The following is a 24,817-nucleotide window of genomic DNA, read 5'->3' as shown; positions in this document are numbered from 1 at the left end:
GAATCGGCGAAGAACCTGAAAAAGTCGGCCCCGCCCCCCTTGTAAAGCGTTCGGCCATGCCCATCTTGGTCGCGTCCCGGAAGCCCGGGTGCGTGTGCGTCCGATTCTGGCACTCTCCTGGTGCGAGTGCTAAGATCGCCGCCCGTTTTCTTCACAATCAAATACTTAGAGAGGGTGACATGAGCAATCTGAAGCCGCTTTACGACCGCGTCGTGATCAAGCCGATCGAAGCCGAAGAGAAGTCGGCCGGCGGCATCCTGATCCCCGACAACGCCAAGGAAAAGCCCACCAAGGGTGAAGTCGTCGCCGTCGGCGAGGGCAAGGCCCTGGACAACGGCAGCATCCGCGCACCGAAGGTCAAGGTCGGCGACCAGGTCATCTACGGCCAGTACTCGGGCAGCAGCTACAAGGCCGACGGCATCGAATACAAGATCGTCAAGGAAGACGACATCCTCGCGATCGTCGGCTGATCCCCGCTGCGGACCCGCGTCCGCGCGACACCGCGATCGATCCCGGCGGGCGGCGCCCGCCAACTCCACATCCACTTTCCACTTCTGAGGTAATCCGCAATGGCTGCGAAGGAAATCCGCTTCGGCGAAGACGCGCGTTCCAAGATGGTGCGCGGCGTGAACGTGCTCGCCAATGCCGTCAAGGCAACCCTGGGCCCGAAGGGCCGCAACGTCGTGCTCGAGAAGAGCTTCGGCGCGCCGACGATCACCAAGGACGGCGTGTCCGTCGCCAAGGAGATCGAGCTGTCCGACAAGTTCGAGAACATGGGCGCGCAGATGGTCAAGGAAGTCGCGTCCAAGACCTCCGACAACGCCGGTGACGGCACCACGACCGCGACCGTGCTGGCCCAGGCGTTCATCCGCGAGGGCTCGAAGGCCGTCGCCGCCGGCATGAACCCGATGGACCTCAAGCGCGGCATCGACAAGGCCGTCACGGCCGCCGTCGCCGAGCTGAAGAACCTGTCCAAGCCGACCGCCGACGACAAGGCGATCGCCCAGGTCGGCACCATCTCGGCCAACTCCGACGAGTCGATCGGCAACATCATCGCCGACGCGATGAAGAAGGTCGGCAAGGAAGGCGTGATCACGGTCGAGGAAGGCTCGGGCCTGGACAACGAGCTCGACGTCGTCGAGGGCATGCAGTTCGACCGCGGCTACCTGTCGCCGTACTTCGTCAACAACCAGCAGTCGATGTCGGCCGAGCTGGACGACCCGTTCATCCTGCTGCACGACAAGAAGATCTCCAACGTCCGTGACCTGCTGCCCGTCCTCGAGGGCGTGGCCAAGGCCGGCAAGCCGCTGCTGATCGTCGCCGAGGAAGTTGAGGGCGAGGCGCTGGCGACCCTGGTGGTCAACACCATCCGCGGCATCGTCAAGGTCTGCGCGGTCAAGGCACCGGGCTTCGGCGACCGCCGCAAGGCGATGCTCGAGGACATGGCCGTGCTGACCGGCGGCACCGTGATCTCCGAGGAAGTCGGCCTGCAGCTCGAGAAGGCGACGATCGCCGACCTCGGCCGCGCCAAGAAGATCCAGGTCTCCAAGGAGAACACCACGATCATCGACGGCGCCGGCGACACCTCGGCCATCGAGGCGCGCATCAAGCAGATCAAGGCGCAGATCGAGGAGACCTCCTCGGACTACGACCGCGAGAAGCTGCAGGAGCGCGTGGCCAAGCTGGCCGGTGGCGTGGCGGTGATCAAGGTCGGTGCGTCGACCGAGATCGAGATGAAGGAAAAGAAGGCCCGCGTCGAAGACGCCCTGCACGCCACGCGCGCAGCGGTCGAGGAAGGCGTGGTCCCGGGCGGCGGCGTGGCGCTGGTGCGCGCGCTGCAGTCGATCGGCGAGCTCAAGGGCGCCAACGAGGACCAGACCCACGGCATCCAGATCGCCCTGCGCGCGATGGAAGCCCCGCTGCGCGAGATCGTCACCAACGCCGGTGAAGAGCCGAGCGTCGTGCTCAACGCGGTCAAGGACGGCAAGGGCAACTTCGGCTACAACGCCGCGACCGGCGAGTACGGCGACATGATCGAGTTCGGCATCCTGGACCCGACCAAGGTCACCCGTTCGGCGCTGCAGAACGCGGCCTCGATCGCCGGCCTGATGATCACGACCGAGGCGATGGTCGCCGAGCTGCCGAAGAAGGACGAGCCGGCGATGCCGCCGGGCGGTGGCATGGGCGGCATGGGCGGCATGGATTTCTGATCCCGTCCCATCACTGCGTCACTGCAACAAGGCTCCACAGAAAACCCTGCCGCGAGGCGGGGTTTTCTTTTGGGTAATGCCCAAGCGCATTCAACGGAATGAATCCTGTCATCCCGGGCGTAGCGAGGGATCTCGCCGCTTGCCTGCACATGACGCTCGGAAGCAGATCCCTCGCTGCGCTCGGGATGACATTCTGTTGGAGGCTCCAGGCTGACCGGGCCGTGTGTTTCCAGCCCGTCGTGATGCCGTGGTTCCATCCGGGGATTCCGATGCAGCCGATGCAGCGCGCGGCTCAGCGAGCCTCGTATGACAGCGTGCCGTCGAGGCCGACGGCCTCGACGTCCGGATCGAAGCGGAGGTGGAAGCCGTTGTTGCGTCGGTTCAGGCGCAGCAGGGCTTCGACGTCGCCCGGGCTGCCGGGGCGGACAACGACTTCCGCCGCGGTGCCGGTGCTGCCATGGAGGGAGATCCTCACCGTGCCCTGCTGCACGGTGAAGTGCCCTTTCACGAACGCCAGGCGTCGCCCGGTGTCGATCCTGATGCTGGCGGAGGTCTGCCGATCGAATTTCGCGATGGCGAGGGTGCAGTCCTTTTTCACGTCGTCGTCGATGTCGGCGACGACGACCGACCCCGAGCACTTCACCACGGCAGCATGCGCCGGCGCTTCGCAGCCGGATGCGGCGAGGACCAGGGACGCGGCGCCAAGCACCGCCAGCCACGGGTGCTTCGTTGCGGCCCGGATGCCGGGGCGCATCATCTGGAAGTGATCTTCAGGCGCTCGACCTTGCCCGAGGCGGGGACGTCGCAGGTGTCCTGGTTCGAGAAGCCAGCGACGGGCATGTTCTCGCTCCCTGCGGTCTCGCCGGCGGCCATCCCGTGGCAGGTCGAGCCGGTCATCTCGCCACCGTTCTGGCAGGCGATGACGAGGTCCCAGCAGGCCTCGAAGCTGCCGCTGCCGCCGGTGCGCTGGACTTGGCAGTCAACGCCGTGCGGACCGGGGGTGCCGCAGTCCACGCGGGCGGCGTCGAGGTCGCTGACGGTACACGCGGACAGCGCCAGCCCCGCGGTGGCCAGGGCGACGGCAAGGGCAATGGTGTGAAGTTTCATGGATGTGCTCTCCGGAGCGTGTTTGCGTGGAATGTCATTCGCCGATGACGATGGAAGCCGAGATCCTGAGGACGCTGTCGGACTTGGGCAGGAAATCGAGCTGGAATTCCTGCTCGAAATCGCCTTTCGCATGCCAGTCCTGGATCTTCAGCGGGCGGGGACCGTCGTCGCCTTGCAGCGTCGCGGTCACCATGTAGCGCCCGATCGGGACGTCCTCGACCTGGTAGCGATCCACCCAGTAGTGGTCGCCCACGCGAAGCCGGAGCGTTTTCCCCGGTGATCCGTCGATCAACGGGCCATGTGGCGTCAGGGTCAGTTCGATGGCTTCCATGTCCTCGTAGAAACCGATGGCCTGGCTGAGCTGGATGAATCCGCCGTAATAGCCGTACTCGTTGCCGGGCGTGCGCCCTTCCAGCTTCCAGGTGAAGTCGCGGACAACGCCGTCCTCGTTGAAGGAATCGTCGTTGTCCGGATCCAGTTCCAGGACGTAGGTCCTGCCGTTGTATGTCTTCCTGAAGGAGGCATCCGCCTTCCATGCGCCGGGCTGCACCTTGATCCGGTAGCTGCCGTCGTCGCGCGTCGTGCCGTCGATGTAGGAGGCGTAGAAGACGCTGTTGTCCAGCAGGATCTTCGCCCCGGCGATGGGCCTGCCCTGGGTATCGGTCACTTTCCCCGTCGCGTAGCCACTCTGTACCTGCGCCTCGCTGTTGCCGTCGGACATCCCGCATGCGGTCAGTCCGGATATCAGCAGCGCCGCCAGGAAGAACGTCGATTCGTTCACGTTGCTCATGGTTGGCGTCCGGCCCGAATCGACCGCGCATGCGCGGCGGCAGGCGGCGCTGGATGAAGGAGGAAGGATCGAATGCACATGGTCGCGTCATCAGGTCGAGGAGGTCGAAGCGGCGACCCGGCCGGTCCCGGCACGTCCGGGCCCTCTATCCACGAGAACCGGTGGCGGCAACTGACAGACGTCGATGCGATCGCGGGTTGGTCGCGGCTTCGCTCGTTTGCCAACGGCGGTGCAGGCATTCGATATGAACGCCCCCGCAGTGCTGCGGGGGCATTCGTGATGGGCTACCGGTGTGGCGACGCGAGATCGGCCGCCTGTTTCCGCGTCCGGCTCACAGGTCCACGCCGAAACCGACGCCGGCCGATCGCTCGCCGCTACTGAAGGCGCCGCCCAGCGAGAACGAGGCGGTGCGCCCGATCCGCTTGCCATAGCCGATCGACAACCCGCGCTCGCCGCCCTGGAAGCCGGCACCCACCGCAATGCGACCGCGCGGACTCTGGGTGCCCGCGGCGTTGATCGCCATGTTCAGCATTGCCGAGCTCATCGCGCCCATGCGGTCGATGCGGCGGTCCTGGTGATGCAGACGGCGGTCGACGTCGGCGAAACGATCCTCGAGCCCCGTCAGCCTGTCGTTGATGCCGCCGACATCGAAGCCGGTCAGCGCCTGGATCGCAGTGTCGGTGTAGGTGTTGGCCGCCGACAGTGTGGCCGTGTCGCCCGCCTCCATGTCGCCGCGTATCGCGATCTCGCGCGTGTCGGTGTGCTGGTTGGCTTCGGCGAGGGTGGCCGCGTTGCCGGCATCGGTGATCTCGCGGACCTGGACCTCGGTAACCGCGTCGATCTCGGCGATCCGGGCATCGGTGTAGTCGTTGGCTGCGGTCAGGGTGGTGGCATCGCCGGCATCGGCGATTTCCCGCACGCGTGCCTCGCTGACCCCGCCGCCGCCCTCGACGCCGTCCAGTGCCGCCTGCAGCTGGCGCAGGTTGACCGCGTCGGTGCCGGCCGTGGCGTCGGCGACGTGGACGATGCGGCGCAGGCTGTCCGCGTTGCCCACCGAGAAGGTGTTGGCCTCGCTAGCGACCGAGTGGGCGCCGATCGCGATCGAGTTGGTGGCCTCGGCCGCCACCAATGCGTTGTTGCCGATCGCAATGCCGGCGGTGGATGTGGCGCCGGTCGCGCCCTCGGCTAGTACCGAGACGCCGCGGCCGATGGCGATGGCCTCGTAGCCGGTGGCCTTGGCGCCCACGCCGATCGCCAGGCTCTGGTGGCCGGCGGCCGCCGACGCGTAGCCCAGCGCAGTGCTGCGCGTGCCGCTTGCGGTGTTGAGGAAGCCGAAAGCGCTGCTGCGCTCGCCTTCGGCAACGTTCTCCCGGCCGAACGCGCTTGAACCGTCCCCGATTGATTTGTTGGATATGCCGAAGGCGTTGCTTCCACCGCCGCTGGCGGTGTTTTTGTAGCCGATGGCGGTCGAATTTTGGCCTGTGGCCTTGCTCGCATAGCCAAATGCGCTGCTCAGCGCGCCGGAAGCCTCGTTGTTGAAGCCCACCGCGGATGCGGAGATGCCGGAAGCCCCGTTGCCGAAGCCCAAGGCGGCGCTTTGGTAGCCGGTTGCCCGGTTTCCACTGCCAAATGCGCTGGCATTCTGTGCGGTGGCGTAGTTGGCGGTGCCGAATGCGTTGGCGCTCGGGCCATCGGCTACGTTGCTAGAGCCCAAGGCGTTGCTCTGGCTGCCAGTCGCGTTGTTGTAGGAGCCGATCGCCGAGCTGTTCACACTGAACGCTTTGTTGCCGATACCGATAGCCGAAGCCCTTGTGTCCTGCGCCTCGTTTCGGTCACCGATGGCAGTACTGCTGATACCACTGGCAATGTTGTTGCTGCCGACCGCGGTGCTGTCGCGACCGCGAGCGATGTTCTTGACCCCGAAAGCGCTGCTGTGCTCGCCGCTGGCGTTATTGCCTTCGCCGTAGGCGTTGGCGTCGGTGGCGCAGGTGGTGTTCCTGTCACCGTGTTCGTTGCCTTCGGTGCGGTTGGTGGAGTTGCCGGTGTTCTGCTCCCACTTTTGGGTGTCCGAGTTGAAGGTCCAACATCCCGGGCCGGCTGGGTCGGCCTTGGCTGGGGCGGCGATGGCCAGTCCGAGCGCAAGCGCGAGCGGGACAAGCTTGAGGGTGTGTGGAATGGCGGGGTGCTGCATGGTGTTTCTCCGTGTTGTATGTACGGCATTCACTTGCGGGGGGGACAGGACCGGGCGCGCAGACGGATTCGCGTCGGCGCGCCGGCGATGATCGGATCGGGTGTCGGTGAGGGGCCGGTTTCAGCGGCCGAGGATTCCGCGCATCAGGCCGCGGGCACGGTCCTTGATCGCTTCCCTGGTGTCCGGCTGCTGCGCGCCCGCGTCGACAGGCGTGCCATCGGCGCCGAGCATCACCATCGCGGTGGACTTGTTGCGCAGGCGTATGTTCCAGGCCGGGCGCCAGTCGCGCGGGGCATCGGCCGGGCGTGGCTGGGTGATGCTGTTCTCGTCGCCATAGGCGATCATCTGCAGCAGTGGCGTGCCGCCACCGGTGCCGGCGAGCACCTCGCGCGGCACCTGGCAGCTGCGGGCATCGGCGCCCATCAGGGTGCGGCTGCCGGTCCACCGCGCGATCTCATCGCCGGTCAGGTAGTCGATCAGTTCCGGTCCGGCATAGCCGTCCTCGGCACTGCTCCACATCACGATGGTCTCGCCACTGGCGACGGTGCCGTGGATGAAATAGCCGCGGGCGCCGGTGACGGCGTCCCAGCGCAGGCTGAGGCCATCCTGCGCGCTGCCCTCGGCGTTCACCGCCAGCGGCGGCATGAAATCGTGGTTGCGCTCGAGTTCGAAGCGCATCGATTCGGGCACCCCGTTGCCGGTCACGTGGTGCGTGCCGACCAGCGATGCACCGTCCCGTACCGCCTTGCGGCTGGACGGGTTCGGCCACAACGCGAACTCCGGGCCGGGCGTGATGCTGCGCCCGGCAAGCTGGCGCGGCGCCATCGCGCGTCCGCCCTCGACCGGTTTGCCGTTGCGGATCGTCATCGAGTACTCGACCGGCTGGCCGGGACCGGCGCTTTCACCGCAGCCCCAGTAGTAGAGCACCCGGTATCTCCCGCCATCGGCGAGGTCCTGGCCGATGCTTCCGCCGGCGCTGCCGCCATCGCGGGTGTCGCGGGCCGCTGGCGGCAGCAGGTCGAGATGGTCGCCCAGGCGCAGCCCCTGCGGGATCGCCTGTCGCGCCGGCGTGCCCGGCTGGCGCTGGTTGTGCAGGGCGATGTCCAGGTACTGGCCGGGCATTCCCGGATGGCGGGCCATGCCGTAGCTGGCATGGCTGCCGGCCATGGCGCCAGCCATGCGGCCAAGCGCACCGGTGCCCGGCATGCCGGGCATGGCATGGGTTGCGACGTCGACCTGGAGTTCGGCCTGCGTGGACTGCGCGTGCGCGGCGGCCGGCAGCGCGGCCGCCAAGGCGAGCGCCAGCGCCGATGGAAGAACGGAAGTAGGAATATTCATGGCGATGCCGACAGTTGGAGCGGGCCGAAACGGCGACCCGGCCGGGTCCGGTGCATCCGGACTCCCCATCCACGCAATCGGGCACCGGCAACTGACAGGTGCCGGTGCGTTTGCCGGCTGATGGCACACGACGCACCTCGCGGGACGCCGTGCGGGGCGCCGCCGGCCAGCGCATCGGCCCCGCTGCTTTCGTCGTGGTGGGCCGGGCGGGGGTGAAGGCGGGCGGGTGGCCGGGCGCAGGCTTCAGTCGGCGATGGCCGCCAGGCGCATGTAGCCGTCGTACTGCGCTTGCAGCGGGGCAAGCCGTGCCTGTACCCGCTTGCGCTCGGCCGCGGACAGCGAGGCATACGGGTCGCGTGCCAGCACCTCCTCGGCATGCTCGCGCTTGTGCGGCTCCAGTCCCGCCAGCCGCGCCTGTCCGTCGGGGCCGGCGTAGCGCGCGTGCATCATCAGTTCGTAGAGCACCTTGTGCATGGCCTGTCGGAGCCCGCGGTATTCGGGCAGCGGCAGGCCGGCCTTCGCCGCGACCTGCAGGCCCTGCGCGTCGTACTTCGACAGCGATACGAAATGGCTGCCGCTGGCGTGCATCAGCGCGATCTCCTCGTCCAGCCCGCGGGCGTAGGCGTCGAGCATGTCGGTGGTGATGGCCGGGCGCGGATCGGCTGCGGGCGTGCGCGTCCGTTCGCTGGCGGCGCGGCTGCCGGCGGTGGCTGTTGCGGTGGCGGTATCCGGACAGCGGCTGCGGATCGCTGTCGCGCGATGCCGCGCCTCGGTCATTTCCGCACTGAAACGCGCCTGCAGACCGGCCGCGTCCACCGCCTGGCTCCAGCCGTCCAGTGCGTGCGCCAGCGCCGGGGCGGTGTCGCAGGACGCATCCATTGCGGCCGTCTCCGGCCCGGAGAGTTGCCGATAGGTCTGCTCGAACGATTCGGCCAGCTGCGGCTGCGGCGCCATGCCTGCGGGCATGCGCTCGCCGCATGCGGCGAGCGTGGCGATCAGGGCCGTCAGGCCGGCCGCGCGTGCGACCGGGCGGTACGGGATGGGTGCGCGCATCGGATTCCTACCTCCAGGGATGGGCCGGGCCGTCCACGGGCGCCGGGTCAACGCATCCACGAGAACAGGGGGCGGGAACTGACAGGGGCGCCCTGCAATGGCCAGGGCCGGGGACGGACCGGGACCGTCCTACGGCAGGGCCAGGCAGTGCCCTTCGCTGGGCGTGGCCAGGCAGCGGGAAAGCGGTTCGGTCGCGGCGTGGACCCCGAGCCCGGATTGCAGCGCGGCGATGCTGTCCGGCTGGCCTGTCTGGTGCGCATGCAACGCGGACAGCATCCAGGGCCGCATCCAATCGCGCTGGTTGTGCGCCGCCGGGTGGCTGTTGCGCAGTTGTTCCAGCAGCGGGCCCGCCGCCACCTGGCCACCGTTCGCCATCAGCCATTCCGCGCGCGCCAGCAGGTAGGGTGGAGATGCGTCGGCTTCGTCGCTGGCGGCGCAGGCATCCAGGATTCCACGCGCCGCGTCGCTGCCGCCGCGCCGCAGTTCCACCGATGCCTGCAACCCGCAGACATTGACCGCATCGGGATGCGTCTGCCTGCCGTTGGCCGCCAGCAGTTCAACGCTGCGGGCAAGCGCGTCGATGGCCAGGGCATGGCGCCCGTTGGCCGCGGCGGCATAGGCCAGGCCGGTCGAGCAGCGCTCTCGCGAGAGCCGGCTGTCGCCGGATTCGCGCAGCAGCTCGTCGGCCAGCTGGAAGACTTCCAGGGCTTCGCTGTGGCGGCCTTGCTGCAGCAGGACCAGCCCGAGGTTGCAGCGGGTCATGCCCCGGAACATGAGCGGGTTCTGCAGCGTGCGGTCCGCGACCGCCACCGCCTCCCGCGCCAGTTCTTCCGCACGCTCGAGCATTCCCAGGGCGCGGAAGGTATGGGTGACGTCGCTCAGCGTATGGGCCAGCCCGCCGCCGTCGGCGGGGTAGATCAGCTGTGCGATCCGCAGGCGCTCCTCCTGGATCGGCAGGCGCAGGCGCGGGTCGTGCTCAGGCCCCGAGAGCGCGATCGAAAGGCCGTTGAGCGCATTGATGTGGCGGACCGAGTCCTTGAGTTCGCCGGCTTCGATTTCGGCGATCAGCGAGCGGAAGACGTCGGCCGCTTCCTCCCGGTCGGAGTACAGCAGCGCCTCGCCCAGCGAGATCTGCGCACGCACGCGCTCGTTCGTCGGTGCGTCCCAGAGCGCGTTGAGCTCGACCGCCTCGCGGGCATGGGCCAGCATTTCGTCGAGCTTTCCCCGGAGCTGCGCATGCCGTGAGAGCTCCCAGTGGGCACGGGACAGTTCACCGGCGGCGCGGTCGCGGTAGGGCGTCAACAGGGCGAGCGCGTCTTCCAGGTCGGCGAGGGAACGGTCGTGGTCGCCCAGGTTGTAGCGCACCGTACCGGTCAGCAGCAGGATGTCGGCGGCGGTCAGCGGCTCCGGCTGCATGGCCGTCATGTAGTTTCCGCGTGCGCCTTCGGCGGCGGCGTCGATCAGGTCGGTGACGCGGGCGCTGCCTCCATCCTCGGCGCGGACGGTGATGAACATGCTTCCGAGGAAATCGCGCACCTCCTCCGCGCGTTGCGCCCGCATCCGCGCCTTCTCCGTCTCCTGCCGGGCCAGTCCGGCCTGCCGCTCGGCCAGCTCCGCCTGCTGCCGCGCTTCGCCGGCCTGCCACAGCGTCGCGCCGATGCCGCCGGCCAGGCTGGCGACCAGCAGCACGGCCGCGGCCACGCCCACCTTGTTGCGGACCACGAACTTGCGCACCCGATAGCCCAGCTTCGGCTTCTGCGCCAGCACCGGCCGGCCATCGAGCCAGCGCTGCAGGTCCAGGGCCAGCGCCTCGGCCGAGGCGTAGCGTTGTTCGGGCGCCTCGGCCAGGGCCTTGAGCAGGACCCGGTCGAGGTCGCTCTTCAGCGGGACGTAGTTGTGGTGGTAGGCGTCGTCGGCCTGGCGCACCAGCAGCGAGGGGCGGGTGGTCTCGCTGCCGTCGCCGGTCCGCGGGGTGCGGCCGGTGAGCAGCCGGTGCAGCAGCGCGCCCAGCCCGTACACATCGATGGCGGTGCTGGGCGGATCGCCGCGCAGTTGTTCGGGCGCGGCGTAACCGGGGGTGAGCGCGCGCCACATGGTCCGGGTGCGCTCGTCGGTGGCGTCGGTGAACTGGCCGATGCCGAAGTCGAGCAGTCGGACATGGCCGCCCGGTTCGATCAGCACGTTGGACGGCTTGAGGTCGCGATGGACCACCAGGTTGCGGTGGGCGTAGGCCACCGCCGTGCACACCTGCAGGTACAGCCGGACCGTGGCACGGGCGTCGAGGGCCTGGTTCTCGCACCAGCAGTCGATGCGCTCGCCCTCGACCAGCGGCATCGCCAGCCAGCAGGTGCCGTCGTCGGCAACGCCGGAGTCGACGAGTGCGGTGATGTTGGGGTGGTTCAGCCGGGCCAGGATGCCGGCCTCGCGCCGGAAGCGTTCGCGGCCCGCGTTGCCGAGCGCGCCCAGGGTCAGGATCTTCAGTGCCGCCTTCTGGCTGGCCATGCCCTGCGCGCGGCGCGCGCGATAGACGATCGCCATGCCGCCGCGACCGATTTCGGCTTCCAGGGTCCAGTCGCCCAGTTGCCGTCCGGCCAGGGCGCCCTGCGGCGGGTCGGCCGGGGTTTTCGTGTCCAGGTGCGCGGCGATCAGCCGCAGCAGCCGGCGCCGGACCGGCTCCTCGATGGGGGTCTGGGCCAGCCAGTCCGGGCGCGCGTCCTCCGCCAGGTCCAGCCAGGCGTCGAACAGGGCGTCGGCCGCCTGCCACTGCGCCAGCTGCTCAGCATCCACCGCCGGCGTCCTCGTCGAGCATCGCCTGCAGGAACGCGCGGGCGCGTTCCCACTCCCGGTAGACGGTGCGTTCGGACACCTCCAGCAGCGCGGCGATCTCCGAGAACTCCAGTCCCGCCAGGCAGCGCAGTTCCACGACCCGGCGCCGCTGCGGACTGATCGCCTCCAGCGCGTCCAGTCCCGCGTCCAGTGCCAGCACATCGGTCAGCGCCGGCCCGGACGCGGGCAACTGGTCGTCGAGCTGGACCATGACCTGGCCGCCGCCGCGCTTGGCGGTGCCGCGGGCGCGGGCATGCTCGACCAGGATCCAGCGCATCGCCTGGGCCGAGGCGGCGAAGAAGTGGTTGCGGTCGCGCAGCGACAGCGGGGTGCCCTGGCTGATGCGCAGGTACAGCTCGTGGACCAGCGCGGTCGGGGTGATGGTCGCCTCGTTGCCGCGCATCCGCGAGTTCGCCAGCCGCACCAGTTCCGGATACAGCGCCTCGAACACGGCAGAATACCGGCCCGGCCCATCCGGCGCCTGGGCAAGCAGTCGGGTGATGTCCTTGTCGGTCAAACCGGCTTCCCCTCGATCTTCCCGTCGCGGGCGCGGTTGCCCACCTGGTGCCCTTCGCCCGAGACGGGCGGATCGTGCCGGAGTATCCCACGGAGCGGGCCGGCCCGGGGTCGGGCGGCGGAGGGCGGCTGCGCGGCCCCGTTCGCGCCATCGCGGGGACGCGCCCGCAGCCCGACGGGCGGGCGGCGGATGGCCTTGGACCGGGCGGCGCCGGCTACAGCACCGTTGGCACAGGCGTACCGACGATGACCACGTCGGCCGGGCGGCGCGCGAACAGGCCGACGCTGACCACGCCGGGGATCTGGTTGATCCGCGCTTCCAGCGCCACCGGATCGGTGATCGACAGGCCGTGGATGTCGAGCACCCAGTTGCCGTTGTCGGTCTTCACGCCTTCGCGCCAGACCGGCTGGCCGCCGGTGGTGGCGAGGATCTCGCGGGTGACCAGGCTGCGCGCCATCGGGATCACCTCGACCGGCAGCGGGAACGCGCCCAGCACCGGTACCTGCTTGGCCGGGTCGATGATGCAGACGAAGCGCTCGCTGGCCTCGGCGATGATCTTCTCGCGGGTCAGCGCGGCGCCGCCGCCCTTGATCAGGCGCTTGTGCGGATCGCATTCGTCGGCGCCGTCGACGTACAGCGGCAGCGGGCCGGAGGCGTTGAGGTCGAGCACGTCGATGCCGTGCGCGCGCAGGCGCTCGCTGCTCTGCTCCGAACTGGACACCGCGCCGCCGATGCGGTGGCGGATCGTCGCCAGCGCATCGATGAAGTAGGCCACGGTGGAGCCCGTGCCGACGCCGACGATCATGCCGTCCTCGACGTAGTCGATCGCCTTCTCGCCCGCCAGCCGCTTGGCCTCGCTCATGGTTTCTTCTCCAGGGACAACAGCAGTTTCCACTGCGCGGCGGTGACCGGCAGCACCGACAGCCGCGCACCCTTGCGGATCAGCGCGAACTCCTCGCCCAGCTGCGCGGCGTGTTCGCGGATCTCCGACAGCGGGATCGGCGCGACCAGCTTGCGCACGAAGCCGACATCGACCAGGAACCAGCGCGGCGCCTGCTGCGTGGCCTTCTCGTCGAAGTACTTCGACGACTTCTTGAACTGGGTCGGGTCCGGGTACGCGGTGCTGGCGACCTCGGCGATGCCGTAGATGCCGGGCACGTCCGCGTTGGAGTGGTAGAACAGCACGCCGTCGCCGACGCGCATGCCGTCGCGCATGAAGTTGCGCGCCTGGTAGTTGCGCACCCCGGTCCAGGGTTCGGTGCCGACGCGGGCCAGGTCGTCGATCGAGAAGTCGTCCGGCTCGGACTTCATCAGCCAGTAGCGCTTGCGTGCGGTCATCGTGGTGCGCTCATCGGGGGCGAGGTCACGAGAAAAGTGTCGGATTCGGTGCAGATGGCATCCAGCGCGACGTCCCACGGGGCGACGTCGAGCGCTGCGACCTGCTGGCTTGCGAACGCGGCGCCGACCAGCAGCGGCGGCGGCTGCGCGGTCTGGCGGAACGCGAAGCTGCGATCGTACCAGCCGCCGCCCATGCCCAGCCGCTGGCCGTGCGTGTCGAAGCCGACCAGCGGGACCACGACCAGCGCCATCGCGCGCGCATCGAGCGCCGATGCCGGTTCGATGTCGGGCTCGGGAATGCCGTAGCGGTTGGTGACCAGCGGATCGCCGGCGCGCCACGGTGCGAAGCGCAGGACGTCGCCGTGCAGCACCGGCAGGCAGTAGACCAGGCCGGGCGGCAGGCGCAGCTGGAAGGCGTGCAGGCCGATCTCGCCGTCGCTGGCCCAGTAGCCGGCGACGTAGCCGCCGGCAGGCAGCGTCGGCAGCGCAAGCAGTTGCGTGGCCAGGCCGTCGGCGGCGGCGATGCGCAGGGGCGCGGGCGTCGCGCGGCGCTGGTCGCGCAGGCGGCGGCGGAGTGCGTTGCGGTCGGTCATGCCGGATCCGTCGTCGGAAGTGCCGACGACGCGGCATGGGGAAGCGCGGGCCGGCGCACCACGAAGGCGCGCCGGCGCCACGGAATCTGGAATACGTCCTCCGCCGTTGCCGATGCGCGCGAAACGACCTTGAACCCGGGGTTCAAGTGGGAATGCTCGGATTCCATCGGGCTTTCCGCTCGAGGGCGGATATGCACTCCCGGTTTCCTTGCATCCCCGGTGTCGTTGTTAAGGGACAAGGCGAATGTTTTGCACGCCGTCGAACACGGCAGAGGACGCAGGCGAAGTATAGCCGGATCGCCGCGGCCGCCAAGGCCGTTCGTCGGTCGGGGATGTCGAGGATTCAGTTGCGTCGCCGCGTCGCTGCGTCGGCGACGCCCGGCGTGGCGGGTCAGCGCGGTGTGTCGATCAGTGCATCGAGGCGGCGATGCAGCTCCGACAGCGTGTCGCCGATTTCCCGGTCGCCGCGCGTGCGCTCGTCGCGCAGCAGCTGCAGTTCGTGGGCGAGGTTCAATGCCGCCAGCACGGCGATGCGGTCGACCGCGGCCATGCGGTTGGCGCCGCGGATCTCGCGCATCTGCGTGTCGAGCAGCTGCGCGGCCGCCGTCAGGCTCTCGCGTTCCCCGGCGGAGACGCCGACGGTGTATTCGCGATCCAGCACGCGGACACTGACCGCTTCGTTGTCGCTGCGGCTCATGTGTGCTGCTCCAGCGACTTGAGCCGCGCGATCATCGCCTCGACGCGCGAGCGCGCCTGTTCGTTCTTGGCCAGCAGCTGCGAGCGCTCGCCGACGATGTGCTCCTGCTGCTGGCGCAGGCTGCGGTTCTCGTCGCTGAGCTGCTGTACGCGCTCGATCAGCGCGTCGATGCGGGCCGTGAGCCTTCGTAGCTGGGCGATGACTTCCGGCTGGTCCATGTTCCGCACGATAGGCAGGCCGTGGGTGCCGGTCAAGGCACCGGCACGGGGGGCTCCTCCCGCACCGCGTCCGGCCGCCAGTTGCGGACGAAGGCCAGGCACTGCAGGGCGTCGAGCGGGGGCGAGATCCAGAATCCCTGGATCTCGTCGCAGTCGCGCTCGGCCAGGAACTGCATCTGCGCCGGGGTCTCCACGCCCTCGGCCACGACCTTGAGCCCCAGCGAGCGCGCCATCGCGATCACCGTGCTGGCGATCGCCGCGTCCTCGGGGTCGTCCGGCAGGCCGTCGACGAAGGCCTTGTCGACCTTGATCGTGGTGAAGGGCAGGCGCTTGAGGTAGGCCAGCGACGAGTAGCCGGTGCCGAAATCGTCGATCGCCAGGGCGACGCCGAGCGCGCGGAAGGCCTGCAGCTTGGCCGCGGCCTGTTCGGCATTGGCCATCAGCACGCTTTCGGTCAGTTCCAGCTCCAGCAGGCGCGGCGGAATGCCGACGTCGTCGAGGATGCGGGCGACGACGCCGGGGAAGTCGCCGCGCAGCAGCTGCAGGACCGAGACGTTGACCGAGACGGTCAGGTCGTCGAGGCCGTGCTGGCGCCAGCGCCGCAGGACCAGGCAGGCCTCGCGCAGCACCCATTCGCCGATCTCCAGGATCAGCCCGCTTTCCTCGGCGATGGGAATGAAGTCGCTGGGCGGGATCTCGCCGTGTTCCGGGCTCGACCAGCGCAGCAGCGCCTCGACGCCGGTGATGCGCGGCGGCGACAGCGCCATCCGCGGCTGGAACACCAGCCGCAGCTCGCCGCGGTCGAGTACCTTGCGCAGCGCGCCCGAGACCATCGCGCGCTGACGGACGGCCACGTCCATGTCGTCGTTGTAGCGCATGAAGGTGCGCCGCCCGGCGGCCTTGGCCTGGTACATCGCGGTGTCGGCCTGCTTCAGCAGCTCGGTCGGCACCAGCGCATGGTCGGGATAGAGGCTGATGCCGATCGACGGCGAGATCGCGATCTCGCGCCGGTCCTCGAGCAGTAGCGGCGCCTCGAACGCGGTGATGATCTCGCGCGCGATGTGGTCGGCCGCCGCCGGGCTTTCCAGGTCCTCGATGATCACGGTGAACTCGTCGCCGCCCAGGCGCGCGACGGTGTGGTGCATGCCCACGGTCTGCTGCAGGCGCACCGCCGCGGCACGCAGGATGCGGTCGCCGGCGGCGTGGCCGAGCGAATCGTTGATGTCCTTGAAGCGGTCGAGATCGAGGAACAGCACCGCGATGCGCCGGTCCTCGCGGTGGGCGCGGATGATCGCGCGCGACAGGCGCTCGGACAGCAGCGAGCGGTTGGGCAGGCTGGTCAGGGTGTCGAAGTTGGCGAGGTAGCGCAGTTCCTGCTCGGCGCGCTTCTGCTGGGTGATGTCGTTGAGCACGGTGATGTGCAGCAGCGTGCCGTTGCGGTCGGCGTCGCGGACGGTGCGCGACTCGATCGCGCACAGGAACTCCTCGCCGTCCTTGCGCCGCTGCCAGATCTCGCCGCTCCAGTGGCCGTGGCGCGTGGCCTGCTCGCGCAGGTGGGCGTAGAACGCGGCGTCGTGCTGGTCGCTATCGAGGATGCTGCTGTTGCGGCCGACGACCTCGGCCTCGGTATAGCCGGTCATGCGCAGGAAGGCGGGATTGACCGAGATGAAGTTGAAGTCCTCGTCCAGCACCGAGACCGCCTCGCCCATGCTGCGCATCACCTCGGCGGCGATCTGGCGCTCGCGCTCGGCGGCGCGGGTGTCGGTGATGTTCAGCGCCGTGCCGCCGATGCGGCGGACGCGGCCGTCGGCGTGGTGCTCGATCGCACGGCCGCGCACGCGGACCCACAGCCAGCCGCCACTGCCGTCGGCGACGCGGATCTGCACCTGGTAGCGGCTGCTCTCGCCGGCCAGGTAGTGCTGCAGGGCGTCGTGGGCGGCGGACTGGTCGTCGGGATGCACCAGGTCCGTCGCCTGCATCGAGCTGTCCTCGACCCAGCCGCCGGCATCCGGCTGCTGGCCGTCGGACACCAGCCTGCGCAGCTGGCCGCTGTCGAGGTCGTAGTCCCAGTAGCGTTCACCGGTGGCCCACAGGGCCAGTTTCAGGCGTTCCTTGCGGTCATGGATCTCGGCGATGTAGCGCTGTTCGCTGCTGCGCCGGCGGATCGCCACGGTGCCCAGCACCAGCACCAGGCCGAGCAGCAGCAGGGCGCCGGGGACATGCAGTTGGCTCGGGTCGATCACGCGGCGTTGCTCCAGGCCTCGGCGGGCGGCATCGAGTGTAGGCGTCGCGACTCGGCGGCAACAAGCGGCGGGCGACGCAACGCGCGCGTGTCGACGCCGGGGCGACGGGGGCGGTTGCTACACTGCGCGCCTTCCCCAGACCCCGCGAGCCTCCGTGTCCGACCCCGACCTGCCCGGTTTCTCCGAAGTCCAGACCCAGTGCCGGCAGTTGCAGCTGGGCGTGGGCGCGAGCGAGCTCCATGGCGGCTTGTGCGGCTGGCTGGCCGGTGGCGGCGCCGACACGGCCGGCTGGCTGGCCCCGGTGCTCGCCGACGACGCGTTGCCGGCCCCGGACCCGGGCAGCGTGCTCGACCGGCTGCGCACGGCCACGGCCGAACAGCTCGACGACCGCGGTTTCGGTTTCGCGCTGCTGCTGCCCGACGACGACGAACCGCTCGCGGTCCGCAGCGGCGCGCTGTTCGACTGGTGCAGGGGATTCCTCGGTGCGTTCGGGCTGGCTGCCGGCGCCAGCCCGCGGCTGTCCGAGGAAGGCGGGGAGGCGCTGGCCGACCTGGCCAAGCTGGCCGCGGCGATGCCCGAGGACGATGCCGCCGGCGACGAGGGCGAGGAGGATGCGCTGGCCGAGATCGAGGAGTTCGTGCGGGTCGCCGCCCTGCTGCTGCACGGCGACGTCGCGCTGGGGGCGCGCCACCGCGCACGGTTGAACTGAGCATGTCGCGCAGTACCGGCATCGCGGCCGCCAGCTACCAAAAGCGCCGCCGCCAGCTGATGCGCATGGCCGGCGGCGATGCGATCCTGATCCTGCCGGCGGCGCCCGAGCGCATCCGCAGCCGCGACACGCACTATCCCTACCGGCAGGATTCGGACCTGTGGTACCTGACCGGCTTCGACGAGCCCGAGGCGGTGCTGGTGCTGGTGCCCGGGCGCAAGCATGGCGAGAGCCTGCTGTTCTGCCGCGAGCGCGACCGCGAACGCGAAGCCTGGGACGGGCCGCGCGCCGGGCCCGAGGGCGCTGTCGAGGCCCACGGCATGGACGACGCCTATCCGATCGACGATCTCGACGAGATCCTGCCGGGCCTGCTCGAAGGCCGCACCCGGGTCTACTACCACTTCGGCCGCGACACCGAGTTCGACCTCAAGCTGATCGGCTGGCTCAACCGGGTCCGTGCCCAGGTGCGGCTGGGCGCGTCGCCGCCGCACGAGTTCCTGGAACTGGGCCACCTGCTCGACGAGATGCGCCTGTTCAAGGACGCAGGCGAGCTGAAGCTGATGCGCCGCGCGGCGAGGATCAGCGTCGAGGCGCATGCGGCGGCGATGCGCGCCGCGCGCCCGGGCGTGCGCGAGTACGAACTGCAGGCCACGCTCGAGCACGTGTTCCGCCGGCACGATGCCGAGCCCGCCTACGAGAGCATCGTCGGTGCCGGCGCCAACGCCTGCGTGCTGCATTACCGGGCCAACAGCGGACAGGCGCGCGACGGCGACCTGGTGCTGATCGACGCAGGCGCCGAGTACCGCGGCTATGCCGCCGACATCACCCGCACGTTTCCCGCCAACGGGCGTTTCAGCGCGCCGCAGCGGGCCCTGCACGCGGTGGTCGAGAGCGCCTACCAGGCCGCGCTGGCGCAGGCGCGGCCGGGCGTGCCCTACGAGGCCGGACACAATGCCGCGGTCGAGGCGCTGACCGAAGGCCTGCTGCGGCTGGGCCTGCTCAGGGGCCGGCTGGAGAAGCACATCGCCGACGGCAGCTACAAGCGCTTCTATCCGCACAAGACCGGGCACTGGATCGGGCTGGACGTGCACGACGTCGGCGACTACCGCATCGAAGGCGAGTCGCGGCTGCTCGAGCCGGGCATGGTCTACACCATCGAACCCGGCTTGTACGTGTCGCCCGACGACACCGGCGTCGACCCGAAGTGGCGCGGCATCGGCATCCGCACCGAGGACGACGTGCTGGTGACGAAGGCCGGCCACGAGGTGCTGACCGGTGCGCTGGCGCGCACCGCCGACGAGATCGAGGCGCTGATGGCGGACGCGGGCGGCGCGCCGGGGCGCACGCGCTCGTCCCCGGCGTAGCGGGGACGCGCTTCACGGCGCAGCCGGGGAAATGGCGCGCAACGCCCCGCAGCGGTGCGCGCGTGACGCGGTCAGCCGGCGTCGAGTCCGGCGAACGCCTCGCGCGTCAGGTTGACCGGCGCGTCGACGGTGCAGACCACGTTGTCCTCGATGCGGATGCCGCCGTAGGGGCGGAACGCCGCGACCCGGTCCCAGTCGACGCTGTCGCCGTGGCCGGCGTCGCGCAGGTCCTCGAGCAGCATGTCGACGAAGTACACACCCGGCTCGATGGTCACCACCATGCCCGGTTCCAGGGTCCGGGTCAGGCGCAGGTACGGGTGTCCCTCGGGTTTGTCGATCGTGCCGCCATGGTCGGACGCGGCGAAGCCGGCGACGTCGTGCACCTGCAGGCCGATGCCGTGGCCGATGCCGTGCGGGAAGAACGCGGCACTGACGCCGGTCTCCAGCGCCGTCTCCGGCGCGACCTTGATCACGCCGAAGTCGCGCAGCACGCCGGCCAGCGCCAGGTGCGCGTCGAGGTGCAACTGGCGGTAGTCGAACCCGGCGCGGACCTGCGCGCACATCGCCTGCTGGGCCCGGTCGACCGCGTCGATCAACGCCTGGAACTCGCTGGCGGTGTCGTGGGCGTGGGTGCGGGTGATGTCGGATGCGTAGCCGCCGTGGCTGGCGCCGGCATCGAGCAGGAAGCTGTGCACCGGATCCGGCGGCAGGCGGTCGAACTCGGTGTAGTGCAGTACCGCGGCATGCGTATCGAGCGCGACGATGTTGTGGTACGGCAGCTCGGTCGCGTCCTGGCCGGCCGCCTGGCAATAGGCCAGGTGGATGCCGAACTCGCTGGCGCCGGCGCGGAATGCGCGCTCGGCAGCGCGGTGCGCGCGCACCCCGCGGCGCGAGGCCTCGCGCAGCATCGCGATTTCGTAGGGCGTCTTGTAGGCGCGGTGGTAGTCGAGATAGTCGAGCACCGCCTGCGGGTTGTTGGGCAGGTAGGCGCCGTACTTGCCGAGCGCGCTCTGCGGCTCGCCGAGGATCGCGCAGCGCGCGGCGTTCTTCGGCAGGTGCTGCTGCGCCTCCTCGGGCCTGCGGATCACCACGATGTCGAAGTGCTCGACCCAGTAGCCGGACGGCGCCTCGGGCACGACGTGCCAGTAGTCGCGCGGCTGCAGGTAGATCAGCTTCGGCCGCTGCCCCGGTGTGAACACCAGCCAGCTGCCGGGATTGCGGGTCAGCGGCAGCCAGTGCTTGAACTGCGGGTTGACCGCGTAGGGATAGTCGCGGTCGTCGAACACCTGGTAGTGCAGGGTGCCGCTGGGGACGACCAGATGGTCCAGGCCGGCACGCGCCAGCGCGGTCTGCGAGCGCTCGGCCAGCACTGCCAGGTGGTCGGCATAGAGATGGGCGGGCGACGGGGTGGCGGAAGACGGGGACATCGCGATCCAGGAGAAGCGGGGATCCTGCATTTTGCCGCAAGCCCGGCCGCGCTGCCGACGCCTATTCGTAATGGCCGCCGGGCGCGCTGACCCAGCCGTGCAGCTGCGCGGTCAGCGCCGGCGTGGTCGCGATGAAGCGGAACCCGGCCCAGACGCTGCCCGACAGCGCCGCGTCGTCGCGCCACAGCAGGTGCGCGCCGACCTCGACCGGGGTCGTGCCCGCGGCGTCGGGCAGCACGAAGGCGAGCTGGTACAGCGCGTCCTCGACCAGCGGCTCGGTGGCGATCAGCAGCATGCCGGTCTCCGACAGGTTGCCGATGCGGCCGACGATGCGCTCGGCCATGACGTCGGTCACCTGGATGAGGTCCGAAGCCTTGCGGCGGCGGGCGCGGCGGAACTCCTGGATCATGCGCGCTGCTCCATCGGACGGTCGCCGCGCCCGGCGAAACTGCGCAAGGCGCTGATCGCCGCCTGCCAGGCACGGTCGACGATATGGCCGCGGTCGGCGGTGACGATGCGCGCGCTGCCGGAGGCCAGCAGGCGCGCCACGGCGTCGAGCGACTGTTCGCCGATGCGCTGGCCACGCTGATTGACGAACAGCACGTTGTCGGTGATCGGACTGAACCACGACATGCGCCGGCGCACCACGTCGCCCTGCTGGTTGATGCTGAACTCGATCCAGGTGCCGAACGGCAGCGTGCGCAGATTGTCGTAGTGCGCCTGTTCCTCGGGGGTGCGCGGCGGCAGCCGCGGACGGCGCGCGGCATCGGCGTCCTCGCCGAGGCGGGTGCGCGCCTTGAGTTTCATCGCCAGCTCGGTGCGCGACGCGGCATCGTCGTCGGCCGAATGCGGCTGGGTCAGGCGCTGGGCGATCACCCCGGCCTCTTCGCCGTGGTAGCCGACCTGGCCCAGCGAGGTCTCGACCTGGCTCTGCAGGTCGGGGTCCCGCGGGGCCTCGTCGTGGATCGCGGCGTCGACGATCTGCCGGGTCACGGCCAGTTGCTGCTGCCAGGCCCGGGACGCCTCGCCGTGGCGCAGCAGGGTCAGGGTCAGCACGTCGGCCCAGGCCTGGTCCAGCAGCGCCCGCGAGAAGCGCGGCAGGCGCTGCTCGCCGATCAGCGCCTGCATCGCCTCGGCGGCGCGCAGCTTGGCGCTGGCCAGCTTCTCCTTGCCGCGCGCGGCCTCGACATGGCGCCGCTCCTGCAGCTCGGCGGTGCGGGCCTGGGCCTGCAGCTGCGTCTGCAACTGGGTGTTGCCGTCGGTGAAGACCTGGATGTCGTCGAGGTAGTTCTGGCGGACATGCGCGACCGCGTCGCGCAGCGCGGCCAGCAGCCGCGGGTCGATGCCGGGCTCCTCGAGCCAGCGCGCGGCGCTTTCGGCCACGGTGTTGAGCAGCTCGCGGGCCGGATGCCGCTGCCGGGTGAAGAACGAATGGTCCTGCAGCGCGACCCGCAGCATCGGGATCTGCAGTTCGCGGATCAATGTCGCCGACGGCGCCTCGCTGCGGATCTCCTCCTCGAGATGCCCGTACAGCAGCGACAGCAGCTCGAACGCGTCCTCGTCCTGCGGCGCCAGCGTCGCCGCCTCGCCACTGCGCTGGCGCGCCTGCGCCAGCAGCGACTGCTTGATCTCCGCCAGGCTGCGTGCGGCCATGCTGCCGGGCTGCGCCTGCAGCCGGTGCAGGGCGTCGGTAACGTCGCGTGTGGGCAGTTGCTGCGGCGGCGGCCCGAGCCGGCCTTCCTGCGGCCGGAGCTTGCGCAGCAGCTCGCGCCGGCCCGACATCAGCTGCTGCAGCCGGCGATAGGCGGATTCGTGGTCTTCGCCGTCGCCGGGTGCCGGCGCTTCGGACGCGTCGCCCCATGCGGTGAACGGACGATGCGGCGCGTCGCTGTGTGCCTGGGCGCGGGTCCGCGCGGCGGTCGCCGCGGCCTGCGGCCGCGCCGCGGTGCCGGCATCGCCGCCTGCCGCCACGGGCGCCGCGCCATTGTCGACCGGTGTCGCCCGCGTGCGCATCGGTACATAGGTCAGCGCGGGCAGCACGCCGCTCTGCGCCAGCGCCGCGTCGAGCTGTTCCAGGATCGTCGCGTAGCCCGACATCACCACGCGGTCGAAGATGCGGTACAGCAGCAGGCGCGCGTCGTGCTCGATGTCCAGCGCCGTCGCCGAGGTCTGGATCGCGCGGCACAGGCACTGCGGACCGAGCGGGATGTGCTCGGCATCGAAGGCCGGCGAAGCCGCCAGCACGCCGAAGCGCTGCCCCAGCAGGTGCAGCGACAGGCTGGCGCGGCCTTCCTGGCGGCTGGCGATCTCGCGCAGCACCGTGGACTCGTCCATGACCGCGTCCTCGACCAGGCGCAGCGCCCCGAATCCGCCCAGCCCGGACTCGGCGATGCCGGGCGGGTGCGCGCTGGCCGGGGGCGTGCGCAGTCCTGCCAGCGCGGCCTCCATGGCCAGTAGGAAATGCGGCAGCAGGTCGGCGCGGTTGAGCCGGAAGGCGCGCAGCGCATGCATGTAGCCCGACTCCAGGCCGGGGTTGCGGGCCTGGTCGGCAAGCCGGAACAGTTCCTGCTCGAACTCGGTGACCATCGTCGCCAGCAGCGGTTCCAGCGCCGAAGACACCAGCGCCAGCGCGTCGTCCAGGCTGCGGCGCACGCGCGGCGGCAGCCCGGCGCTTGCAAGCGACCGGGGAGGCGGGGCGTCGCGCGCGATGGACGAGGCGGGCATGGTGGCGGCTGACTCTGAAGACCGGTTCAGATTGTTAGCACGCAGCGCGGGCGGCGGCCAGCAATTCCGTGACGTGGTTCCCCGAACAACGGATGCGACCGGGAGAACCGGCCGCCGGTTGCTGCGATGCAGCAGGCGTGTGCGCCGCCGCCCCGTTCCGGCGCCGACGGGAAACCGGTTGCCGGAACGATCGCCGGCGGTCGCAGCAAGCCACCGATTTCGACAAGCAACCCCCGACTTTGCCGGAGGATACTTGCCATTCCCGCCGTTCAGTCGGTGAGGAACAGGGCCACGACGTCGTTGGTGAAGCGCTGCCCGAGTGCGGTCGGCACGACGCGGCCGGCATCGACCTGCAGCCAGCCGTTGGCGACCGCGGTCGCCAGCGGCCCGGCGATGGCGGCCCGCGCAAGCCCGGTGCGCGCCTCGAAATCGGCCAGCCTGAAGCCCTCGACCAGCCGCAGCGCATTGAGCATGAACTCGAACGGCCGCCGTTCCGGGGCGATGCGGTCGTCGCCGCCGATCGCGCCGGGCGTACCCGCCGCGGCCAGCCACGCCGTCGGATGCCTGTGCTTCCAGCGACGCAGCAGGGTCTGCTCGCTGCCGAGGCTGATCTTGCCGTGGGCGCCGGCGCCGATGCCCAGGTAGTCGCCGAAGCGCCAGTAGTTGAGGTTGTGCGCGCACTGGCGTCCCGGCCGCGCGTAGGCCGAGACCTCGTACTGGGCATAGCCGGCCGCGGCCAGCTGCGCCTGGCAGTGTTCCTGCATGTCCCAGGCCAGGTCCTCGTCGGGCAACGCCTCCGGCGGCCGTGCGGCGAACACCGTATTGGGCTCGAGGGTCAGCTGGTAGTGCGAGATGTGCGTGGGCGCGAGTGCGAGCGCGCGCGCGACATCGTCCTCGGCCATCGCCAGGGTCTGGCCCGGCAGCGCGTACATCAGGTCGAGGTTGAAATTGTCGAAGCCCGCCTCGCGCGCCAGCGCCACCGCCGCGACCGCCTGCGCGCTGTCGTGGATGCGGCCGAGCCGGCGCAGGCAGGCGTCGTCGAAGGTCTGGATGCCGAAGCTGATGCGGTTGACGCCGGCGCGCAGGTAGTCCTCGAAGCGGCCGTGCTCGGCGGTGCCGGGGTTGGTTTCCAGCGTGACCTCCAGCCCGGGCGCGAAGCGCAGCCGCGCCGAGGCCGCCTGCAGGAAGCGGTCGATCGCAGCAGCCGGGAACAGGCTCGGCGTGCCGCCGCCGAAGAACACGCTGTGCACGGTGCGGCCCCAGACCAGCGGCAGGTCGTGTTCGAGGTCGGCGACCAGCGCGTCGACGTAGGCCTCGAACGGCGGCGTCCCGCGTGCCTCGTGCGAATTGAAATCGCAGTACGGGCATTTGCGCACGCACCAGGGCAGGTGCACGTACAGCGACAGCGGCGGGGGCATCAGCATCGGAGGTTCGTAGGAGCGGCCCATGGCCGCGATTGCGCTTGACGGTAT

The 24,817-nt window shown here is 70.0% G+C and carries 22 protein-coding genes and 1 other RNA gene; 4 read left to right on the top strand and 19 right to left on the bottom strand.

All coding sequences use genetic code 11. The features are described from left to right. Positions 1 to 179: 179 nt before the first annotated feature. Positions 180 to 470 carry a co-chaperone GroES gene (gene groES / locus LDO26_RS02685; RefSeq protein ID WP_232129529.1) on the top strand — a complete coding sequence of 97 codons (291 nt, stop codon included), beginning with the start codon at positions 180 to 182 and terminating at the stop codon, positions 468 to 470. 99 nt (positions 471 to 569) lie between these two features. Further along, a complete protein-coding gene (gene groL / locus LDO26_RS02680) occupies positions 570 to 2,210 on the top strand; it encodes a chaperonin GroEL (RefSeq protein ID WP_232129528.1) in 1,641 nt (546 codons plus the stop codon). Between the two features lie 292 nt (positions 2,211 to 2,502). Here groL and LDO26_RS02675 read toward each other — a convergent pair whose 3' ends face one another. The 15 genes from LDO26_RS02675 to LDO26_RS02605 form a co-directional block, all read right to left on the bottom strand. Continuing rightward, positions 2,503 to 2,967 carry a hypothetical protein gene (locus LDO26_RS02675; RefSeq protein WP_232129527.1) on the bottom strand — a complete coding sequence of 155 codons (465 nt, stop codon included), beginning with the start codon at positions 2,965 to 2,967 and terminating at the stop codon, positions 2,503 to 2,505. After that, on the bottom strand, positions 2,964 to 3,317 hold the full coding sequence (locus LDO26_RS02670) for a hypothetical protein (protein WP_232129526.1): 354 nt from the start codon (positions 3,315 to 3,317) through the stop codon (positions 2,964 to 2,966). Before LDO26_RS02670 ends, LDO26_RS02675 begins: the two co-directional genes overlap by 4 nt. A gap of 34 nt (positions 3,318 to 3,351) precedes the next feature. After that, the gene (locus tag LDO26_RS02665; RefSeq protein WP_232129525.1) at positions 3,352 to 4,185 is read right to left on the bottom strand and encodes a carboxypeptidase-like regulatory domain-containing protein; all 834 of its coding nucleotides are present in this window, start codon (positions 4,183 to 4,185) and stop codon (positions 3,352 to 3,354) included. 253 nt (positions 4,186 to 4,438) lie between these two features. Further along, positions 4,439 to 6,298 (bottom strand): hypothetical protein, encoded by a 1,860-nt coding sequence (locus tag LDO26_RS02660; RefSeq protein ID WP_232129524.1) that lies wholly within the window; start codon positions 6,296 to 6,298, stop codon positions 4,439 to 4,441. 120 nt (positions 6,299 to 6,418) lie between these two features. Continuing rightward, positions 6,419 to 7,636 carry a hypothetical protein gene (locus LDO26_RS02655; RefSeq protein WP_232129523.1) on the bottom strand — a complete coding sequence of 406 codons (1,218 nt, stop codon included), beginning with the start codon at positions 7,634 to 7,636 and terminating at the stop codon, positions 6,419 to 6,421. A gap of 243 nt (positions 7,637 to 7,879) precedes the next feature. Then, on the bottom strand, positions 7,880 to 8,689 hold the full coding sequence (locus LDO26_RS02650; RefSeq protein ID WP_232129522.1) for a hypothetical protein: 810 nt from the start codon (positions 8,687 to 8,689) through the stop codon (positions 7,880 to 7,882). A gap of 129 nt (positions 8,690 to 8,818) precedes the next feature. Next, entirely contained in the window at positions 8,819 to 11,476 is a 2,658-nt protein-coding gene (locus LDO26_RS02645; protein ID WP_232129521.1) for a protein kinase domain-containing protein, read from the bottom strand. Further along, on the bottom strand, positions 11,466 to 12,032 hold the full coding sequence (locus LDO26_RS02640) for an ECF-type sigma factor (protein ID WP_232129520.1): 567 nt from the start codon (positions 12,030 to 12,032) through the stop codon (positions 11,466 to 11,468). The genes LDO26_RS02645 and LDO26_RS02640 overlap by 11 nt, the downstream gene beginning before the upstream one ends. Positions 12,033 to 12,246: 214 nt before the next feature. Further along, positions 12,247 to 12,894, bottom strand: coding sequence for a ribose-5-phosphate isomerase RpiA (gene rpiA / locus LDO26_RS02635; RefSeq protein WP_232129519.1), 648 nt, complete (start codon positions 12,892 to 12,894; stop codon positions 12,247 to 12,249). Further along, a complete protein-coding gene (locus tag LDO26_RS02630; RefSeq protein WP_232129518.1) occupies positions 12,891 to 13,370 on the bottom strand; it encodes an EVE domain-containing protein in 480 nt (159 codons plus the stop codon). The genes rpiA and LDO26_RS02630 overlap by 4 nt, the downstream gene beginning before the upstream one ends. Then, positions 13,367 to 13,963 carry a 5-formyltetrahydrofolate cyclo-ligase gene (locus LDO26_RS02625; RefSeq protein WP_232129517.1) on the bottom strand — a complete coding sequence of 199 codons (597 nt, stop codon included), beginning with the start codon at positions 13,961 to 13,963 and terminating at the stop codon, positions 13,367 to 13,369. Before LDO26_RS02625 ends, LDO26_RS02630 begins: the two co-directional genes overlap by 4 nt. Before the next feature lie 93 nt (positions 13,964 to 14,056). Continuing rightward, positions 14,057 to 14,241, bottom strand: a non-coding RNA gene (gene ssrS, locus LDO26_RS02620) — 6S RNA. Between the two features lie 113 nt (positions 14,242 to 14,354). Beyond that, the gene (locus tag LDO26_RS02615) at positions 14,355 to 14,660 is read right to left on the bottom strand and encodes a cell division protein ZapA (RefSeq protein WP_232129516.1); all 306 of its coding nucleotides are present in this window, start codon (positions 14,658 to 14,660) and stop codon (positions 14,355 to 14,357) included. Continuing rightward, complete coding sequence (locus tag LDO26_RS02610; RefSeq protein WP_232129515.1) at positions 14,657 to 14,878, bottom strand: TIGR02449 family protein; 222 nt, start codon at positions 14,876 to 14,878, stop codon at positions 14,657 to 14,659. Before LDO26_RS02610 ends, LDO26_RS02615 begins: the two co-directional genes overlap by 4 nt. A gap of 32 nt (positions 14,879 to 14,910) precedes the next feature. After that, positions 14,911 to 17,121: a putative bifunctional diguanylate cyclase/phosphodiesterase gene (locus LDO26_RS02605; RefSeq protein ID WP_232129514.1), complete on the bottom strand. Its 2,211-nt coding sequence runs from the start codon at positions 17,119 to 17,121 to the stop codon at positions 14,911 to 14,913. A gap of 154 nt (positions 17,122 to 17,275) precedes the next feature. On the opposite strand from LDO26_RS02605, the gene LDO26_RS02600 reads away from it, so the two are divergent. Next, positions 17,276 to 17,830, top strand: a complete 555-nt coding sequence (locus LDO26_RS02600; protein ID WP_232129513.1) for a UPF0149 family protein — start codon at positions 17,276 to 17,278, stop codon at positions 17,828 to 17,830. A gap of 2 nt (positions 17,831 to 17,832) precedes the next feature. Beyond that, positions 17,833 to 19,194, top strand: coding sequence for an aminopeptidase P N-terminal domain-containing protein (locus LDO26_RS02595; RefSeq protein ID WP_232129512.1), 1,362 nt, complete (start codon positions 17,833 to 17,835; stop codon positions 19,192 to 19,194). A 71-nt stretch (positions 19,195 to 19,265) separates the two neighbouring features. Here the strand turns inward: LDO26_RS02595 and pepQ are convergent, their stop codons facing one another. From pepQ to hemW, 4 genes are all read right to left on the bottom strand, one after another. Next, positions 19,266 to 20,621 carry a Xaa-Pro dipeptidase gene (gene pepQ / locus LDO26_RS02590; protein WP_232129511.1) on the bottom strand — a complete coding sequence of 452 codons (1,356 nt, stop codon included), beginning with the start codon at positions 20,619 to 20,621 and terminating at the stop codon, positions 19,266 to 19,268. Between the two features lie 61 nt (positions 20,622 to 20,682). Next, positions 20,683 to 21,030, bottom strand: a complete 348-nt coding sequence (locus LDO26_RS02585) for a PilZ domain-containing protein (protein WP_232129510.1) — start codon at positions 21,028 to 21,030, stop codon at positions 20,683 to 20,685. After that, entirely contained in the window at positions 21,027 to 23,345 is a 2,319-nt protein-coding gene (locus LDO26_RS02580) for a DUF1631 family protein (RefSeq protein ID WP_232129509.1), read from the bottom strand. The genes LDO26_RS02585 and LDO26_RS02580 overlap by 4 nt, the downstream gene beginning before the upstream one ends. Positions 23,346 to 23,614: 269 nt before the next feature. Beyond that, complete coding sequence (gene hemW / locus LDO26_RS02575) at positions 23,615 to 24,793, bottom strand: radical SAM family heme chaperone HemW (protein ID WP_232129508.1); 1,179 nt, start codon at positions 24,791 to 24,793, stop codon at positions 23,615 to 23,617. Positions 24,794 to 24,817: the final 24 nt, after the last annotated feature.

It is taken from the genome of Proluteimonas luteida (assembly GCF_021191695.1).
In the GTDB taxonomy this organism is placed as follows: Bacteria; Pseudomonadota; Gammaproteobacteria; order Xanthomonadales; family Xanthomonadaceae; genus Luteimonas; species Luteimonas luteida.
Note: the sequence above shows the minus strand (reverse complement) of the source record. Positions and strands in the feature narration are given on the sequence as shown.